This is a genomic window from Sulfoacidibacillus ferrooxidans, assembly GCF_022606465.1.
GTDB lineage: Bacteria > Bacillota > Bacilli > Alicyclobacillales > SLC66 > Sulfoacidibacillus > Sulfoacidibacillus ferrooxidans.
In genome coordinates this window covers 25,202-43,336 of the sequence record NZ_JALBUF010000004.1, presented here as the reverse complement: position 1 = coordinate 43,336, position 18,135 = coordinate 25,202, and the positions used below count along the sequence as shown (strand labels likewise).

The following is an 18,135-nucleotide window of genomic DNA, read 5'->3' as shown; positions in this document are numbered from 1 at the left end:
TCACGTTTATTTGTGATACGGAGAACCAGAAGAAATACGAAAGCTCCGATATATTTGCTCAAGTAAAATAATGCGTGCCATTTGATGTGGGAATGTCAGCTTTGACATAGAAAATTTCATCTGTGAGCGCTCTAAAACAGCCGTACTAAATCCATGTGAACCTCCAATCAGAAACACGTAACGGCCATGCCCATGTGAAAATACCGATTGAAGTTGATCTGCAAATTGCTCTGAACTATAGGTGTCTCCGCGCACATCGAGAGCTATGACATAATCTCGTTCTTTCAGCTTAGACAGAATTCGCAAACCCTCTATCTGTTGAATACGTGAAGGATCTATATCATCTGCTTCATCAGCGACTTCGATCATAGATAAAGAAGCGTAGGAGAGTAACCTTTTGAGATACTCTGCCTGCGCTTCTTTCCAGTACTTTTCTTTTAGTTTTCCAACAGCAATTACCACGATTTGCACAAAAGCTCTCCCTTGCTACATCTGTTAGATATTCAACGCGCTAGCCAGACTAATTACCCGCTCCGCCAAATGGATCTAGCGGATTAATGCCACTACTTCCTCCTGAAGAAGACCCTGGTGCAGGCGAACTCGAAGCAGTATTGGACGGTGGAGGCAATTCACCAAGTTTAATCTTCAAATTTTCTTTTTGCTGATCTCTATATACAGTAACTGTAACCACTTGCCCAGGTTGAAAATCCTTCCAAAGAATAGAGCGCAATGATGTGATCCCTGTCACCTTGTGACCATCTACCGCAATAATGACATCACCGTGCTCTAACCCACTTGCCTTCGCACTTGCACTCATTACGCTAACAACCCAGACACCATAATCTACTGGAACATTAGGTTGATATTCCGATGGCACAGCTGATAGTGATTCGCCTTCAACCCCAATGGCAGCATGAGTCGCATGACCAGTTGCTAAAATTTGATCGACTATGGTGCGAACTTCATTGATGGGTATCGAAAAACCCATACCTTCAAATCCATGCGCAACAATTTTTGAGTTATTAATGCCAATGACCTGACCCAAAATATTACATAATGGGCCCCCACTATTTCCTGGATTAATCGCTGCATCTGTTTGCAATTCCGTCTGTTCCCCGATCACGTTGCCAGTGGCCTCATCAATAACTGGCATGGTACGTTGTGTCGCGCTGATCACCCCTGTGGTCACCGTATCTGCAAAGTCCAACCCTGCTGGATTGCCGATAGCAATTGCGGGCTCGCCAACTTGTAAAGTAGCGGAATTTCCAAACTGAGCAACATCCCCTGGTTGAATATAAGATGATGGGACTTTTAGCACGGCGAGATCCGTATACGGATCATACCCCACCACCGTAGCATAGACATGGTACTTTTTATGAATTACCACTTCGACCTTTGTCGCACCTTGAACTACATGATAATTCGTGACGATATACCCTTTGGAGCTAAATATGACTCCAGAGCCAACCCCTTCTTCTTGCAAGGATGTACTCGTACTTCCGGCATTCGCCATCATTTGATAATTGACTACCCCTACAACAGATGGGCGAACTTTCTTAACTGCTTGCACCACAGCATCATTGATCTGAACAGTCACAGGTTGCAAGTTGTGATAACTCATATTTTCAAGGTTGGCATTTGCAGCAGTGGGTGATGCAATGATATTCGCCTCAATCATCATCGGAACTGCAGCCATCGTAGTGACTGATCCAATCACTGCAGATACAACGACTACTGCTATCCACCTTAGTAGTGAGCTTGAACCCGGCCCGCGATTTTTAGCACTTCGAAACTGACCGTCATCATAAAAACCCATTTCGGTTCCTCCTCATCCTGCTAATGGCGTAATTACACCGGCTGAGACAAATTATACCCATTAACTATAAATCAACTCAATCCATTTCTTATCGATGTCACATAACCTTAACTTGCTATTGTCACATACTAACCAAAATTACGAGTTCATAATCATTGATTGCTCATTGCTGTTCACTAAGTAATATCTTGTATCATTTGTTCTAGCTTTTCAGGCCCCGATGAAGTAACCAGCTGAGTTGGTCGATCAGGATAGGTTACACATAACTTAAGACCCCGCTCGACAACGACGGGGAGATGTGCAATGGATTGCTGAACCACCTTGTGTGCTAAAGTTGGACGATTATTTTCTTTACTCAAATGTGCCAAATACACTGATGCAGTGTCATCCGTAACCACATCACATAAATAATCACCAGCACTATCATTAGATAAATGTCCCTTATCGCCTAAAATTCGGCGCTTTAAATGCCATGGATAAGGTCCGGTTCTCAGTAAATCAATATCGTGATTAGCCTCTAAAATATACGCATGTGCACCTTGAGTGACACTCCGAATATGATCGCTAGCATAGCCAAGATCGGTCGCTAACACAAGTTTTTTACCGTTGGCATATATACTAAAACCGAGTGGTTCTTCTGCGTCATGAGATAAAGCAAAGGGCTCAAGTACAAACTCTCCTAAAGAAAAAGGTATATCTGCTCGTATCATACGAGCGATTACCTGTTCTTCGTCTTTCCAAAAATGAACAATCTTACTCCACGTTCCTTGGGACGTATAGATCGGAACTGAACATTTGCGCATAAGCGATGCCAGTCCTCTTACATGATCGCTGTGCTCATGTGTAACAATAATTGCATCAAGTGTCTCCATGTCTATCTCTATGTCAGAGAAGGCTGCCTGCAGTTGACGAATTCCTACACCGGCATCGATTAAAATATTGGTTGAACCAGACCTTACAAAGACCGCATTCCCTGTACTGCCGCTCGCTAAAATACTAAACTGCAGCTCAGTTGAATTCAATTTTCTCCAACTCCCACTTCACCCGTAAAGGCATTCACTTGAAAAGTCCCGAGATCCGATTGTATCCACCATACTGGCGTCAGGATCCAGACCTTTGGCAGTTGAATGGGCGAATCATATCCCAAAACAACACTTCGGATTGTATTATCCTCGTTTACCTGTGCCTTGTCCATAAAAAGTGAAACTGCAAGCAATGCATTAGCCGCACTAATCACAGAACGCGGCTGTTGCACAGGAATGACTGATATATATTTTTGGGAATATCCTAGAATCCTTCCATTCATGAGTGTGACTTTTAATTGGGCGTTAAACATACAATATCCATCCATTTGTTGGTCAAATACTGCTATCTGGTGGCCCGACATATACTCCCACCTGATAAACTTATACTCACCAAAATGGTACGCTCGCAAAGCAAGCCATCGTTTTAGTTGATCCAGAATTGGGAAACGCGTTGACAGGGTAGGTTTACCGTATGTACTAAACACGAGTTGCAAAACACCTGATTGAGTTTCAATAAAAACTGCAGATGGAAGCCTGATCTCATGAGCATTCACTTCATAGGAAATCACTTGGCTTGGTTGTAATTGAAGCGCTGAAGCAGCCACAGCTTTAAACGTGTCATGCATATGAGATGCAGCAAGTAACGTCATCACAGCAGGTTCACCAGACGGAACAATAGCCTTCACTAGGACATGATGAGAAGCCAGTGACCTTCTGACGTTGGCTAATTGATCTGAATACGGTTCCTGATATATCCCCACTGCATTTTGTAACGTCCACCACTGGTCAACCAGAAATAAGTTAAGCGCGAAAAACACAATAATAAGTAGCGTTTTAACTTTTCCAAAGTCCATGGTGTCACATCCCCATTCCGTGAAACAACTTACCCGTTCGTGCATTGAAATACAGTATATCTGTGCCATTGACTACCCGATATACAGGCACCAATTGTACCTCATTGAGAGTCTCTAATTTTGATCCGTATCCTAAGGTAATTGAATGTACATCTTGCAGGTGCAGTGATTTTAACACTTGCAATAGCTGCGCACCTGAAAGAATGTGCACCTCCTGCTCGGCTACTTCAGACTGCAAATAGGGCAATAACCTTTGTACTTGGCTAACTTCCCCATTGGTTAAATGGATGGCAATGCGATTTAACTCACTAAAAAGTGGCCATCCGTTATCTTCTTCACAAAACAGCAATTGCACCTTCCCTAACTTCGGATATTGCAATACTTGCTGTAAAACCTCATGTCCAACGAATCCACCGTGACTATCGAGGAAGGGAACTGCTTCAGAAAGCGCCTCGTATGAAGTCTCATGATATCCCTGCAGAGGGAACTCAGGTGCCTGATAATACAGTTCAAATCCCAACGAATGTCGAATCAGTTGAACCTCACGTGTACCATCTGTATATACAGAAGTCTTGGGATTGATCGATAAGCTTTGAATCAGAGAGGGATCCCTAAAAAATGAATTAACAATAGGCATGGGTGAAGGATCAGCAAGAATCCAAGTCTGTGTACGCATCGTTAGTGAATCATAGGGTAGATTCACGATCTGATGATCAAAAGTCAGTTGCGCATACGGAACTGACTCATCGTTTGGCGTTAATGCACTTGCTAAATCTGTTGAAACGCCTGTCAATTGTATACGGTATACTCCTTCTTGCGTCTGAAAATATACTGACCACTTGCCTGATCCAGGACCTGGAGTTAAATAAATAAGACCACTTGCAAAGGATTCGCCATTTGCATTAAACGTGGGCAGCGCATAGGACCACAGAGAACCATCTGATAACAATTGTCCAAAATCAAGTGCAATATATGGACCGTGAGAAGGCGGCAGGATAAATGTGCTTTCATTTACCACACCTTGAAATTGCACTTGTGCCTGCTGCAGTGATTCCAGAATAGCTTGTGCGGTTTGGCTCTCCCCACTTAACCGAAACAACTCATTGTCATTGGTCCAAATCCATATCGCGCTTGGCTTAACAAAATCGCTCACCAATCGCTCATGACCATATAGGGGACTTGAGAAGAAATGTGATCGCCCTACCACGACGTCAGTCGGAGTTCCATTCCACACGATGACAGAAAAAACGACGCTGACAATGACCAGTAAGGTTAACGCAAATGTTTTTATGTTTTCCTTCAGGCGATGTGGTTTCATATCTACTCACGATCCCCCTCATAGCGCGGAAGTGTGATGACTACCCTAGTTCCTTTTCCAAACTCACTATGCACATCAATGGTTCCACCATGTGCTTGAATAATTTCCCGAGCAATAGAAAGGCCAAGGCCAGTCCCCCCCAACTGCCGAGAGCGAGCTTTATCTACCCGATAAAACCGATCAAAAATATGTGGCAGTTCTTGTGCAGGAATCCCTGATCCCGTATCTTTTAGCGTCAGAACGACGTGTTCAGGATAGGAATCAACCTCTGCTTGTATACTTATCGTCCCATGCTTTGGCGTGTACTTTAAAGAATTGGATACTATATTATCGAGAACCTGATCAATCCTATCGCGATCCACTTGAACTAATGCATTTTCTTCTACTTCTGTTATGAACTGTACTTCGGATTGAAAAACAATTAACGCAAAGCGTTCTGCCAAACGTTGAACAAGTTCTTCTGTGGAAATGACTTCTTTTCGCAAAACTTCATACCCTGAATCAAAACGCGATAACTGCAACAAATCCCGTATTAACCGAATCATGCGATCGGTTTCCCGATTGATCACTTGCAGGAAGTTCTTCGCTAATTCCACATCCTCAACTGCTCCTTCAAGAAGTGCTTCTCCATAACTTTTAATCGTTGTCAGAGGCGTTCTCAACTCGTGTGAAACATCTGCAACAAATCGTTTGCGCGATGCTTCTAGAATCGTCTCTTCTGTTACATCTCTCATCACATAGACATGTCCATTTTTCTCTTCAAATTCTGCATCTAGTTCCTCTGATACGATGCGATTCGATCGTTCTTTCGGATAGAGGGCCATAATCGATATGGCTAGAAACCTTGTATGCACTTCAACAATCTGTGCGGACTCGCGAGTAAATACTTCAGGCAGTAAGTCGGATAGTTTATTCCCAATAATTGATTGATCAACCTGCAAATAATGCATGGCTGCAGGATTAATCAATAAAATATTGCCATGACCATTTGTAGCAATGACGCCATCGCTCATGGTAGACATGACTGCTTGTAATCGCCGTTTTTCCTGTTCTGTACTCAACAAAGATTGCTTTAATCGGCGTGTCAACATATTAAAAGTGGCACCTAATTCTCCAATTTCATCATTCGAGTAGATTTCAACCACTTGATCAAAATCCCCTCCAGCCAGCGCTCTGGCTGTTCTCGTAATCGCAGTTATGGGACCTGTAATCGTTCGAGCAATAATTCCTGCTAACACTGCAGTTAAAACCAGTGCAAGAAGGGTACCAGTAGCAAATATAATAATGACTCGGGAGATCGAGTGATAGATCGAATTCATGGGTGCTACTAACTCCACTGCTCCCTTAATTCTGCTATGAATGCGAATCGGCACAGCGAGATACAAATACCGTTGGCCATTTTGAGGATTTACTGCAATTTCCTCAGTCTTTAACCCCAATAATGCACCAGTTACTTCAGGATCAACTCGCTTTTGACCTGTGATATAAGGATTGCCTGATGTTCCAATCACAATGCCATCCTTATCAAGAATGTACACAGTTGCACCAGAAATCTCTGAAATAGGCTGCAAGATGCTGTGCAAGTTATGTTTGCTATGTGCAGGACCTAACGATAAAGGAAGTCCTACTACATTAGCCAAAAGTTGCGCTTCATGCGTAATCGTTTTTGTATAATTGTCAACAAAATAACGATTCAACGATTGAATAAAGTAGGCCCCAATTAACTCCATCGCAAATAAAATAAGCAGTAAATATACGATGGTCAACTTCGTTCGAACACTCTGCCACATCATCTGCTTCACCTATGTCCGACGAAAGAGGTATCCTGCTCCTCTACGTGTCAAAATAAACACGGGGTTACTAGGATCTTGTTCTAATTTCTCTCGCAATCTCCGTACAGTCACATCTACCGTTCGCTCATCTCCAAGATAATCATAGCCCCATACATCTTGTAAAAGTTGTTCTCGCGAGTAAACAACGCCTGGATGACGTGCCATGTATAAAAGAAGCTCAAATTCACGATGAGTTAACACAATTTCAATGCCATCACGAAACACTTGCATTGTTTTTGGATCAATCATCAATCCATTAAAACTGAGCTGCTCTTTGCGACTTACATCCCCATCATCTTGTACAGAAATCTGTCGACGCAAATTTGCCTTTACACGGGCAAGTAATTCCCTCGCACTAAACGGTTTGGTAACATAGTCATCTGCTCCAAGCTCTAATCCAAGCACTTTATCTAACTCTGCATCACGAGCCGTTAGCATGATAATAGGTATATTAGAAAATTGTCGCACCTCTTTGCATACCTCAAACCCGTCTTTTTTAGGTAACATAAGATCCAACAGAACGAGTTCTATCGCCTGCGCTTGGTTTTCTATTAACTGCACAGCTACTTCTCCATCTTCTGCTACAGTAACGCGATATCCGGCTTTTTCTAGCTGAAAACGCAAGATATCCGCAATTGGTTCTTCATCGTCGACAACTAATATATGATGCATCATCCATCAACCTTTCGAGTTGTAGAGACTCTTATGTACGAAAAGAGGGTACATGTATATGGTATGTAATCTATCCTAAAATAACAAGAGCGTGATACCCTCATCTTTATGATGATGATACCACGCTCATTATGGCGGAACTGACGGGATTCGAACCCGCGATCTCCTGCGTGACAGGCAGGCATGTTAGGCCACTACACCACAGTTCCATATGGTGGGCGATGACGGTCTCGAACCGCCGACCCCCTGCTTGTAAGGCAGGTGCTCTCCCAACTGAGCTAATCGCCCTTCTTTTACCTTGCTCGCTGCTTTTAAAGCAGCAATGACCCCAAGGGGATTCGAACCCCTGTTCCCACCGTGAAAGGGTGGTGTCTTAACCGCTTGACCATGGGGCCACGATGAGCCATGCTGGATTCGAACCAGCGACACCCTGATTAAAAGTCAGGTGCTCTACCAGCTGAGCTAATGGCTCAAAAGAGCACGTGAGATAATATATCACGTTCACGCGCACTTTGCAAGTCTTAACATGCTTATTTCTAAAAAACTTTCAAAATCTCAACAATGCGATCGCGATCGGCCCCAGTGCCAAATAATGCAATCTTAGCTCCAGTCAATTCTTCCAGACGCCGCAAATAATTCTGTGCATTTACAGGCAACTCATCAAATGCATGCACGTCGGCAATATCCTCGTGCCATCCAGGTAAAGTTTCATACTCCGGTTGACATTCCCGCAATGCCGAAATACTCGCGGGGACATGAGTAATTATCTCACCACGTAACCTATAGCCCACACATATCTTCAGTTCATCCAACCCAGTTAAAATATCTAGTTTCGTTACAGCAATAAAATCAATCCCACTGACTCGGCGCGCATGACGTGTCACTACACTGTCAAACCACCCAATTCGACGTGGTCTACCAGTCGTCACTCCGTATTCATGCCCAGCTTCTCGAATCTTTGCACCTAGTTCATCAGCGAGCTCCGTCACAAATGGGCCTTCACCTACACGTGTATTATACGCTTTTACGATTCCGACAACCTTTTCAATTTTAGATGGACCAACACCTGTACCTACGCTTGCTCCTCCTGCAACTGGGCTTGATGCAGTTACATATGGATAGGTGCCGTGATCTTGGTCAAGCATCGTAGCTTGAGCACCTTCAAACAAGACATTTTCACCGCGTACAAGTGCATCATCAAGCACAACTGACGTATCCATCACATATTCTTTCAGGCGCTCACCATATGAAAAATACTCAGCAAAAATGTCCTCAAGAGAAAATTCATCTGAACCATAATATTGACGAAATAATTGGTTCTTCTCAAGCAAATTTTGTTCTAACTTGGCTTTAAAATCTTCTGGCTCAAGTAAATCAGCCATCCGAATCCCAATCCGAGCAGCCTTATCCATATAGGCAGGGCCTATACCCTTCCGTGTGGTGCCAATCTTACTTTGACCTTTACGTTCTTCTTCTAGCTCATCAATGCGGATGTGATAAGGTAAGACTACATGCGCACGATCACTGATAGCCAATTGTCCCATTTCAATTCCAAGCGCTTTTACATAGTCAATCTCGTCTAATAATGCTTTTGGATCAATGACCATACCGTTCCCTAAAATGCATTGTTTATCTTTGTATAAAATACCTGAAGGAAGCAAGTGCAGATCAAAATTTTGTCCTTGTAAGCGAATCTGATGACCTGCATTATTACCACCCTGATAACGAACGACTACTTCTGCCTGTTCAGCTAAATAGTCCGTTACTTTACCTTTGCCTTCGTCTCCCCATTGCGTTCCAACTACAACGACAGTCGCCATTTAGCATCTCTCCTAAGAATCCTCAATCGAGCTCTTGAGACAGGTGGCATCCATAAAAGCCTCCCTGAGTGTAGCAATGAGCAAACAGTGTGTCAATCATAAATTACGAACAATAACCCTTGTAATTATATATAACGTTCGGTTTATCCGTTTTTGGGAACCACCACATACAAAATAGTGGGATTATCGACAATCTCACTATACTGTTGTAATTGCATTGCAAGTGACTGTTCCGGATTCATCGGATTGAGTACAGGATACTTAGCTAAATTGAATAAGGGTGGGCCAAACCACCATGGTTTATAAACAACATATGCTTGCGCATGTGTGAGCTGCCCCACTTGCATATACGCTGGAACATCATATACAACTGCACATTTTGCCCAAAAAGAAACGGTTACAACAATCATCAGAAAAACGGTCATATACACAGCACGTCTCATACCCCTCACAAAACGTAGCCAGCGTAATTTTCGCAACCGTCTCCCTCTACGCACCGAACTAGATCTTCCCAAATACTCTCGTTGACGCGGTGCTTTGACTGCATTGGCATGAAAGTACTCTACAACTTTTGGAGAAGGCGCGAGTGGTGACAGCAAATAGGCAATAACCCACATGAAGGTCAAACGCGGCTTCTTGTGTGCCATACGCCTAGAAACATAGCCTATTTCCCACTGATCTTTCGAAGGATGATTGGAAGAGTCCTCAGTATTTAATTGGTCTATTGAATGTACTACCATACGATCTCACCGCGCTGTTTTTTCGAGTGACACAAATTTGTTGTAATTTTTCAGAAAAACAAGTTCTACTTTGCCAGTAGGACCATTTCGCTGTTTCCCGATGATCACTTCTACAATATTTTTCTTTTCCGACTCTGGATCATAGTAATCGTCTCTGTAAAGAAATCCAACTACATCTGCATCCTGTTCAATACTTCCCGACTCACGAATATCAGATAGCATAGGTCGTTTATCTTGACGTTGTTCCACTGAACGGCTCAACTGGGATAAGGCAATAATTGGTACATCCAATTCACGCGCAAGCCCTTTGAGAGAACGAGAAATCTCTGATATTTCCTGCTGTCTATTGTCTGTGCGACCTCTACCGTGAATCAGTTGTAGATAATCTACAACAACTAACCCAAGACCCATCTCTAGCTTTAATCGACGAAGGCGTGAGCGCATCTCAGCAAGCGTAATTCCAGGACTATCATCGATAAATATAGGCGCTTCAGACAGGGACGCAATCCCCATCGATAATTTTGTCCAGTCTTCATCCACTAATTGCCCTGTACGCAATACTGTTGCATCAATATTGGCTTCAGCACAGATCATTCGCTGAACTAATTGTTCCTTTGACATCTCTAAACTAAAGACAGCCACCGTCTCACCCGATCGTACGGCAGCGTTTTGCGCGATGTTGAGCGCAAAAGCAGTTTTCCCAACCGAGGGACGAGCAGCAAGAATAATTAAATCCGACCTTTGAAACCCAGCGGTCATTCTATCAAGTTCTGCATAACCAGAAGATACACCAGTAAGTGCACCCTTATGATGATACAGATGCTCTACTCGCTCATAGGCTTGCATAAGGACATCGCGGATCGGTACAAAACCACGATCTGAACGCGTCTGTGATAGAGCTAATATCCGCCGTTCTGCTTGATCAAGTAGATCTCCTACATCTTCCGTTCCTGCATAGCTTGTCGATGCTATCTCAGTTGTTACACTAATCAATCGCCGTAACATGGCACGGTCTGCCACAATTTCAGCGTGGTATTCTGCATTTGCAGCAGTCGGTATCGATTGTGCAAGCCGAATAATATACTCGACTCCACCTGCCTCTTCTAGCTTCCCTTGTGCTTGTAGCTTAGCAGTTAGCGTGACGATATCAACTGGCTCGCCTCGCTCTGAAAGTTCCAATACAGCAGAGAAAATTACTTTGTGTCCCTGTCGATAAAAATCCTCTGCTTGAAGACGTTCAGCAAGTGTACCAAGCAGATCTGGTGACAAAAAGATCGCACCAAGAACCGCTTGCTCCGCTTCTACATTTTGAGGAGGCAGACGATCAAATGGCAGTTCGGCCATTACTTTCACACCTCCAGCATATCGTTATACATCCTACACTTCTGGTTGAACGTGTACCTTTAATTGGGCTGTAACATCATGATAAAGTTTGATAGGAACGACTGTCATACCAAGTGTTCGTATGGCATCATGCAATACAATTTTTTTCTTGTCGATCTGAAAACCTGCAGCTGATAATCCTTCTGCAACCTGCTTTGAAGTAACTGCACCAAAAACACGACTGTTTTCTCCTGTTTTTACATATAGGTTAAGGGTAAATTGATCGAGTTTGGAACATAATTCACGAGCAGCAATCATCTGCTGTTCTTCCTTTTTCTTTTCCACATCGCGAGCCTGTGCAAGTTCTTTTAAAACATCAGGTGTAGCTGGTTTCGCCAATTGTCTAGGAAATAAAAAATTGCGGGCATAGCCCTCAGAAACGTTCTTAACGTCTCCTTTTTTCCCTTGACTGGCTACGTCTTGATTGAAAACAACTTTCATCGTTAGTCTCCTCCAAATCCGAAGAAAAGCGCTAGTCTGTCTACCTCTTCATTATAGATCCAAACGCTAAATTTACAATCCAGAATGACACGTTCACTTCATTTGATGGCTACTTTTGTCGTTTTTTATCTATTCGCGAACGCAAATCCATCACAATGTCAAAAACACCTAACAGTAAATACAACTGGCTAATATAAGGAATAAAGCTTAAAATAAAGAGAATAAAAAAAACAAATATCCCCCATGGTTTGGGCTTCACATACCACCAAAGCAATGAAAGTGCTTGAAGCGCTAGCAGGAATCCCGCTATAAGAAATACATTATTGGCTAGCGTCCATATGAGCGCTTCTTGGTGAAACAGTTGAAAAGCCAAGATTACTAAACTTACACCAAAGATTATGACAAGCATAGGGGGGAATCTCAAATAGCTAAATACCGGTTGAAATTGATCACTTGTACGCCGCAACCACATACGTGTAATAGCTGCATCTAGCAACGTTGAGCCGATCGCGAACAGCACGATAAAACTAGGGAAATAAAGACTGATTTGTTGGACTAATTGATTGATCGTTCCTACAGAATGACTACCTTCTAACAAACCAATGTTAGGATTCTCTGAAATTGCTTTTTTCACTTCAGACATCAGAAGTGGTAAGATTGCTATGCCCGACCATTTTAGTAAGGCTAGACCAATGACAATAAAGCCAATAAAAATAAGGACAGCATTGATCATCGCACGCGTCACATGTCCAGTGCGAAATCCATTGCCAAGTACATACGCAAAGCTACCAACAAATAGCAAGAGCAATACAGCTTGAAGGAATGATCCTAAAACAGCTAGCACGACTAGCGCAACTAGCAAATGGATGACGGCACGTTGCCATTCCCCTTTTGCAATCAATAGTACTAACGGAACGGGAAGCAACACCATGGCAAGGGTGCTCAGTGGCGTAGATACCGCAAAGGTTAGGAGAATAAAAAATACAATCCCTGAGCCCCATGCAGTACGATTCGTTCGCTTCAGCGCAATCACCTATTCCCTGATAAATTTAACTTTATTATTGTACATCAAGTCTGAGATGTGATGTGTAAAACTCATGGCTGTTTCTTATTCTATCACTACAGTCGCATTTCTTTTATACTCATCATCACATTATATACGTTGTAAAAGTCATCTTGGAGGTAGCCTCTGTGAAAGTAAACTACGCGAACGTCGGTATGGCGGCTGTAATTATTATATCTGGCAGTCTTTTAGCTAGTCTCATCTATAGTGACTATTCAAATACACGCACCATGCTTGAACAATACTATAATACAACTATTTTGGAGAGTGGCCACTTTATAGTGGATAGTATTAAACCCTTTCAGTTACTTGAAAATCAGAACCAGACTGGCATTTCTCCCGTTCATTCTTTACTACAGCATCAATTACAGATACTCTCTGGCACTCCGCTACATGTGTTACAAATCAAAGTTGTCACTTATCCAGGGAACAAGCTTATTGACCAAGTAACTGGTAACAACTTTACTTCAACCCATATACAGCCTCCACCTAATAACATGAGCAGTCAACTGCAATCCAATGGACATATGATTATATTACATGATAACAATAGTCCTCATTCAACATTTAGCGAATTAACTTTACCCATTGTGCAAGACCATAAACAAACGGCTACACTCTATATCATTGCATGTCAAAACTTTCTTGAAGAGAGTCTACAGTCCTTCTTTTATCATCAACTGTTTTTTGCATCTTTAATCGCTTTACTTCTCATTGGCAGTACTCGATTTTTTTCTAGACTCATACGAAAAGTGAAGCGCGAGCCAGAAATCGTATCTAATTGGGTGAACTTGCTTGTCAATGATCCATTGGCACCTCCTCCCACAACATTACAACTTCTCGATCCTTTAACAAAGGCCATCTTCCATATGAGAGAGAGACTATACCAACAAGAAGCTATGATCGATCAGGTCATAAAAAATGCGCCTATGATCATTATAAGCGTCTCGAAGTCCTATACGATCCAATTAGTCAATCCTACGTTTCTCACGTTGACGGGACTACGGGAAGATGAGGTTCTTGGTATATCGGCCGAGCATATCGCAAGACGTCTCCAAGTGCCACTAGAGCTGTTACATTCGATTTCGTCACAACTACTTACTGGAGCTGCCATCCGCAGTCTAGAAATCCCATTCATTCATGCGATTACGCAAGAAAAGAAGGTCATTGAATGTTCGATTGCAGCCGATACATGGACTGACGTCGGAACCACTGGCATCATCCTATTTGGCGAAGATGTGAGTACACGCAAACAATGGGAGGCATTCACAGCAAAAATTGATCGCCTTAACTTAGTTGCTGAACTCGCAGCTTCAACCGCCCATGAAATCAGAAATCCGCTCACAACCGTTCGTGGATTTTTACAATTGCAAAGACGTCGCAATCAACTATCTAGCGGCAAAGATCATTACATGATTATGATTGAAGAAATTGATCGTGTAGATGGACTCATCTCTGAATATTTGTCACTTGCAAGAAATTCAGTTCAAGCTGATAGGCAAATCATAGACATCAAAGATGTTGTTGAAGATTTAATCCCGTTGATCACTGCAGAAGCTAATATGAAGGGTGTCATCATTCGCCTACCTGAACTGCCTTCTGGACCATGCCAAGCGAACAAAAGTGAATTGAAACAGGTGTTTCTTAACTTAAGCAAGAATGCTTTAGATGCGATGCCAAAAGGAGGAACCTTAACTGTATACGGTCAAACCAACAATAATCTATATACCCTTGTCATCGCTGATACTGGTGGGGGCATCGCACCACTTCACTTAGAAAGAATATTTGAACCTTTTTTCACCACAAAATCTACTGGGTCCGGACTTGGACTTGCAATATCAAAAAAAATTATCGAAGCACACCAAGGGGAAATTGAAGTAGAATCTCACATTGATCAAGGTACTAGTTTTTATATTTCTCTCCCTCTCCATGCAAACCATAGCACGTTACTCTAAATTACATGAAGAAAAAATAGAGAAACGCGCTATGGTTTTTCACATCTTGTGAAAAACCATAGCGCGTTTCTCATGCAAAAAAATCGTACTTCCTACGACTTAATACTCGCTTAGTTACTCATACTACTCCATCGTATATGGCATTAAGGCTACTTGACGAGCCTGTTTAATAGCCACAGTAACTTGCCGTTGATGTCTAGCACAGTTACCCGAAATACGACGCGGTAGAATTTTCCCACGCTCGGTCAAATACTTTGTTAACCGATTCGCCTCTTTATAGTCAACAAGCGTAATCTTGTCTACACAAAATTGGCATACGCGTTTCCTCTTACCTCCACGGCCTTTGCGCGGCATATTCTTCACCCCTTTTCTCTTAACCTAGCGACACACTAAAAGGGTAAATCGTCATCTACGATGTCAATCGATCGACCATCATCTGCAAATGGATCGTCTTGATAACGCGGGGAAGAAGTGCTGCGATCAGAATCAGGTCTACTATTGCCATAACCAGTTCCAGTAGACTGCCCCGAAGCCCCCGCAGAACCACTCGTACCTTCCGTTCCACGATCCAAAAAGCGAACATTGTCTGCGACAACTTCCGCTACACGTACACGCTGGCCTTCTTTATTTTCATATTGGCGAATCTGCAACCTTCCTTCTACCGCAGCAAGCCTGCCCTTGCGTAGATATTGAGCGCACAGTTCCCCAAGCTTTTGCCATACGACAATATTAATAAAGTCTGCCTCTCGTTCCCCCGCTTGATTCGCACGTTGACGATCAACCGCTAAAGTGAACGATGCTACAGCAACCCCTGACTGCGTATATCGCAATTCTGGATCCTGCGTCAAACGACCAATCAAGATGATTCGATTTAACATCGAGCGACCCCCCCGTATGCCCTCGAACTACAAACTACTCTTCGATGCGAAGCGTCATATATCTTATTACGTCATCGCTTATCTTAAATAAGCGTTCTAATTCTTTTGTAAAATCAGTAGCCGCTTGATACTTCATAAGCACATAGTAACCTTCACGAAAATCATCGATTTCATAAGCAAGTCGGCGTTTTCCCCACTCATTTACTTCTCCGAGTTCTCCTTCGTGATTTGTTACCACGCCCTTAAAGCGCTCTACTAATTCTTGAGTTTTCTCCGTTTCCATATCTGGACGAAGAATATAAAGCGTTTCATATTGGCGCATATCATTCACCTCCTTATGGACATAAGGCCCCTATTACGGAGCAAGGACGGCAGGTTGTCCCGTCTACATATACATTTGCGGAACAAAAGTTCTCACATCAGATAATTATACCACAGATCTTTATGCAATGCTATACATGTCCTGCCATCCCAAGAATAATAAAACCTAGTTCATTCTACACGTTAAATCGGAAGTGCATGACATCACCATCACCTACAACATACTCCTTACCTTCTAAGCGAAGCTTACCAGCTTCTCTAACATTCGCAAGTGACCCTGCTCTTACAAAATCTTCATAACCAATGACCTCTGCACGTATAAACCCTCGTTCAAAATCAGAATGAATGACACCTGCTGCTTGCGGTGCCTTCGTTCCTTTGCGAATCGTCCAAGCTCTAACTTCCTGCACTCCTGCCGTAAAATAGGTGATTAATCCGAGCAAATCATAGGAAGCTCTAATGAGCCGATCTAATCCCGAATCTATCAAACCAAGTTCTTCTAAAAATAATTCCCGATCTTCGTCACCAAGCTCGGCTATCTCGGCCTCCACTTTTGCACTAATCATTACCACTTGAGCACCTTCTGTTGCTGCCAATGCCTGCACTTTTGTAACAAGGGGCTGATCCATCTGTGCAACTTCAGCCTCTGCTACATTGGCTGCATATAAAACAGGTTTTTGAGTAAGTAAATGTAAATCTTTTAGAAATTCATTCTGTTCATTACTTAACTCTAAACGGCGAAGAGGCGTTCCTTCTTCTAATGCTTGTAAAATAAATTCTAATACACCTACTTCTTCTCGTATCTTTGCGTCACCATTTTTTGATTGTTTGCGTTGCCGATCCAATCTTCGATTCACTGAATCCATATCGGCAAATATGAGCTCTAAATCAATGGTTTCTATATCTGAAAGTGGATCAATCTTACCCTCTACATGTGTGATGTCATCATCAGTAAAACACCGAACAACATGCACAATTGCATCCACTTCACGAATATGTGCAAGGAATTGGTTCCCTAATCCCTCCCCTTTACTTGCTCCCTTCACTAATCCAGCAATATCCACAAACTCAAATGTGGTGGGAACAATTTTAGCAGGATGGACAATATCTGATAATCCTTTCAGTCTTACATCCGGCACTTCTACAACACCAACATTCGGTTCAATCGTGCAAAAAGGATAATTGGCTGCTTCTGCTCCAGCTTTTGTAATTGCATTAAATAAAGTTGATTTACCCACATTAGGAAGACCCACAATACCTGCCTTTAACGGCATTAACTTCACTCCTTATATTACTCATTTATTTTTTAAGCACCATAATGAGTTGTACAAATCACGCATAATATTGGATAAGCAGCTGTGCTTTATGCCAAACTACTTACACCCGTATAAAAAGGAGGTTCATTTATGCGCAGACGTTGGAGAGCACTTCGCGACAGAATTCGAAAGTCCCGCAATATACTCGCCTAAATCGGAAACACTTTGATTCATTCTAATAACAACTATCGTTTACTCATGATACCATCTCATATATGTCATTTACGTCATTCGGTTTCCGTGATCTTCAACTAAGATCATTTGATCTTTCATTTAGACATACTTCAATTAGAATAAGCTTTATCTATCCCACTAGCAAGTAGACATACTAGCGACTGGGCTCTTTTCTTACGCGCCCAGTCGCTAGTATGCTTTATATTACGTATACACATACGCAGATCATCTGACCATTCCCCAAAAAGAAATTCGTTTCATTGACTATTAACATCCTGGCACCACTAAAATCCTGGCAATAAATCCAAGTTATTTCCTGACTGAGGTGTAGCATCTCCATAACTTTGGTCAATTGTCCAATTGCCATGCTCATCAATCTCTGATAGTGAATCTATAAAACCATCACTGGCCATCTGTCGAACTTCGTCTAACGTTACAATCTTCCCGTTATTTAACTTTACCATAGATATTTCACCAAGTTGATTTTTCCTTACACCGACGATCTTATCGCCCAATGAAATCACACC

General features: G+C 42.5%; 18 protein-coding genes and 4 tRNA genes. 1 reads left to right on the top strand and 21 read right to left on the bottom strand.

Annotated elements, in window-relative coordinates:
- Positions 1–6: 6 nt before the first annotated feature.
- The 16 genes from rlmH to MM817_RS07800 all read right to left on the bottom strand — a co-directional run bounded on the left by rlmH (position 7) and on the right by MM817_RS07800 (position 12,934).
- Positions 7–471, bottom strand: coding sequence for a 23S rRNA (pseudouridine(1915)-N(3))-methyltransferase RlmH (rlmH, locus tag MM817_RS07875; RefSeq protein WP_241713440.1), 465 nt, complete (start codon positions 469–471; stop codon positions 7–9).
- Positions 472–520: 49 nt separating this feature from the next.
- A complete protein-coding gene (locus MM817_RS07870) occupies positions 521–1,816 on the bottom strand; it encodes a S1C family serine protease (RefSeq protein WP_241713437.1) in 1,296 nt (431 codons plus the stop codon).
- Between the two features lie 176 nt (positions 1,817–1,992).
- On the bottom strand, positions 1,993–2,838 hold the full coding sequence (locus MM817_RS07865; RefSeq protein ID WP_241713436.1) for an MBL fold metallo-hydrolase: 846 nt from the start codon (positions 2,836–2,838) through the stop codon (positions 1,993–1,995).
- Positions 2,835–3,695, bottom strand: coding sequence for a two-component system regulatory protein YycI (gene yycI / locus MM817_RS07860; protein ID WP_241713433.1), 861 nt, complete (start codon positions 3,693–3,695; stop codon positions 2,835–2,837). Before yycI ends, MM817_RS07865 begins: the two co-directional genes overlap by 4 nt.
- Positions 3,696–3,699: 4 nt before the next feature.
- Positions 3,700–5,013, bottom strand: coding sequence for a two-component system activity regulator YycH (gene yycH / locus MM817_RS07855; protein WP_241713431.1), 1,314 nt, complete (start codon positions 5,011–5,013; stop codon positions 3,700–3,702).
- Between the two features lie 2 nt (positions 5,014–5,015).
- The gene (locus MM817_RS07850) at positions 5,016–6,803 is read right to left on the bottom strand and encodes an ATP-binding protein (RefSeq protein ID WP_241713429.1); all 1,788 of its coding nucleotides are present in this window, start codon (positions 6,801–6,803) and stop codon (positions 5,016–5,018) included.
- 12 nt (positions 6,804–6,815) lie between these two features.
- Positions 6,816–7,520: a response regulator gene (locus tag MM817_RS07845; protein ID WP_272879838.1), complete on the bottom strand. Its 705-nt coding sequence runs from the start codon at positions 7,518–7,520 to the stop codon at positions 6,816–6,818.
- 129 nt (positions 7,521–7,649) lie between these two features.
- Positions 7,650–7,726 (bottom strand) — tRNA-Asp (locus MM817_RS07840).
- A 3-nt stretch (positions 7,727–7,729) separates the two neighbouring features.
- Positions 7,730–7,805 (bottom strand) — tRNA-Val (locus MM817_RS07835).
- Positions 7,806–7,840: 35 nt separating this feature from the next.
- Positions 7,841–7,912, bottom strand: a tRNA-Glu gene (locus MM817_RS07830).
- Positions 7,913–7,916: 4 nt separating this feature from the next.
- Positions 7,917–7,989: transfer RNA gene (locus MM817_RS07825), tRNA-Lys, on the bottom strand.
- A 64-nt stretch (positions 7,990–8,053) separates the two neighbouring features.
- Positions 8,054–9,337: an adenylosuccinate synthase gene (locus tag MM817_RS07820; RefSeq protein WP_241713417.1), complete on the bottom strand. Its 1,284-nt coding sequence runs from the start codon at positions 9,335–9,337 to the stop codon at positions 8,054–8,056.
- A gap of 143 nt (positions 9,338–9,480) precedes the next feature.
- A complete protein-coding gene (locus MM817_RS07815) occupies positions 9,481–10,077 on the bottom strand; it encodes a hypothetical protein (RefSeq protein WP_241713414.1) in 597 nt (198 codons plus the stop codon).
- Positions 10,078–10,083: 6 nt separating this feature from the next.
- The gene (gene dnaB, locus MM817_RS07810; RefSeq protein WP_241713413.1) at positions 10,084–11,421 is read right to left on the bottom strand and encodes a replicative DNA helicase; all 1,338 of its coding nucleotides are present in this window, start codon (positions 11,419–11,421) and stop codon (positions 10,084–10,086) included.
- Positions 11,422–11,454: 33 nt separating this feature from the next.
- Positions 11,455–11,901 carry a 50S ribosomal protein L9 gene (gene rplI / locus MM817_RS07805; RefSeq protein ID WP_241713412.1) on the bottom strand — a complete coding sequence of 149 codons (447 nt, stop codon included), beginning with the start codon at positions 11,899–11,901 and terminating at the stop codon, positions 11,455–11,457.
- A gap of 109 nt (positions 11,902–12,010) precedes the next feature.
- Positions 12,011–12,934: a DUF2232 domain-containing protein gene (locus MM817_RS07800; protein ID WP_241713402.1), complete on the bottom strand. Its 924-nt coding sequence runs from the start codon at positions 12,932–12,934 to the stop codon at positions 12,011–12,013.
- Between the two features lie 158 nt (positions 12,935–13,092).
- Between MM817_RS07800 and MM817_RS17250 the strand changes: the two genes are divergently transcribed.
- Positions 13,093–14,919, top strand: coding sequence for a two-component system sensor histidine kinase NtrB (locus MM817_RS17250; protein ID WP_241713400.1), 1,827 nt, complete (start codon positions 13,093–13,095; stop codon positions 14,917–14,919).
- 123 nt (positions 14,920–15,042) lie between these two features.
- On the opposite strand, the gene rpsR is transcribed toward MM817_RS17250, so the two are convergent.
- The 5 genes from rpsR to MM817_RS07770 all read right to left on the bottom strand — a co-directional run bounded on the left by rpsR (position 15,043) and on the right by MM817_RS07770 (position 18,123).
- Positions 15,043–15,273, bottom strand: a complete 231-nt coding sequence (rpsR, locus tag MM817_RS07790; RefSeq protein ID WP_241713398.1) for a 30S ribosomal protein S18 — start codon at positions 15,271–15,273, stop codon at positions 15,043–15,045.
- A 35-nt stretch (positions 15,274–15,308) separates the two neighbouring features.
- Complete coding sequence (gene ssb / locus MM817_RS07785) at positions 15,309–15,797, bottom strand: single-stranded DNA-binding protein (RefSeq protein ID WP_241713396.1); 489 nt, start codon at positions 15,795–15,797, stop codon at positions 15,309–15,311.
- A gap of 34 nt (positions 15,798–15,831) precedes the next feature.
- Positions 15,832–16,119, bottom strand: coding sequence for a 30S ribosomal protein S6 (rpsF, locus tag MM817_RS07780; protein ID WP_241713394.1), 288 nt, complete (start codon positions 16,117–16,119; stop codon positions 15,832–15,834).
- 175 nt (positions 16,120–16,294) lie between these two features.
- Positions 16,295–17,392, bottom strand: coding sequence for a redox-regulated ATPase YchF (ychF, locus tag MM817_RS07775; protein WP_241713391.1), 1,098 nt, complete (start codon positions 17,390–17,392; stop codon positions 16,295–16,297).
- Between the two features lie 500 nt (positions 17,393–17,892).
- The gene (locus tag MM817_RS07770) at positions 17,893–18,123 is read right to left on the bottom strand and encodes a DUF3892 domain-containing protein (protein WP_241713382.1); all 231 of its coding nucleotides are present in this window, start codon (positions 18,121–18,123) and stop codon (positions 17,893–17,895) included.
- Positions 18,124–18,135: the final 12 nt, after the last annotated feature.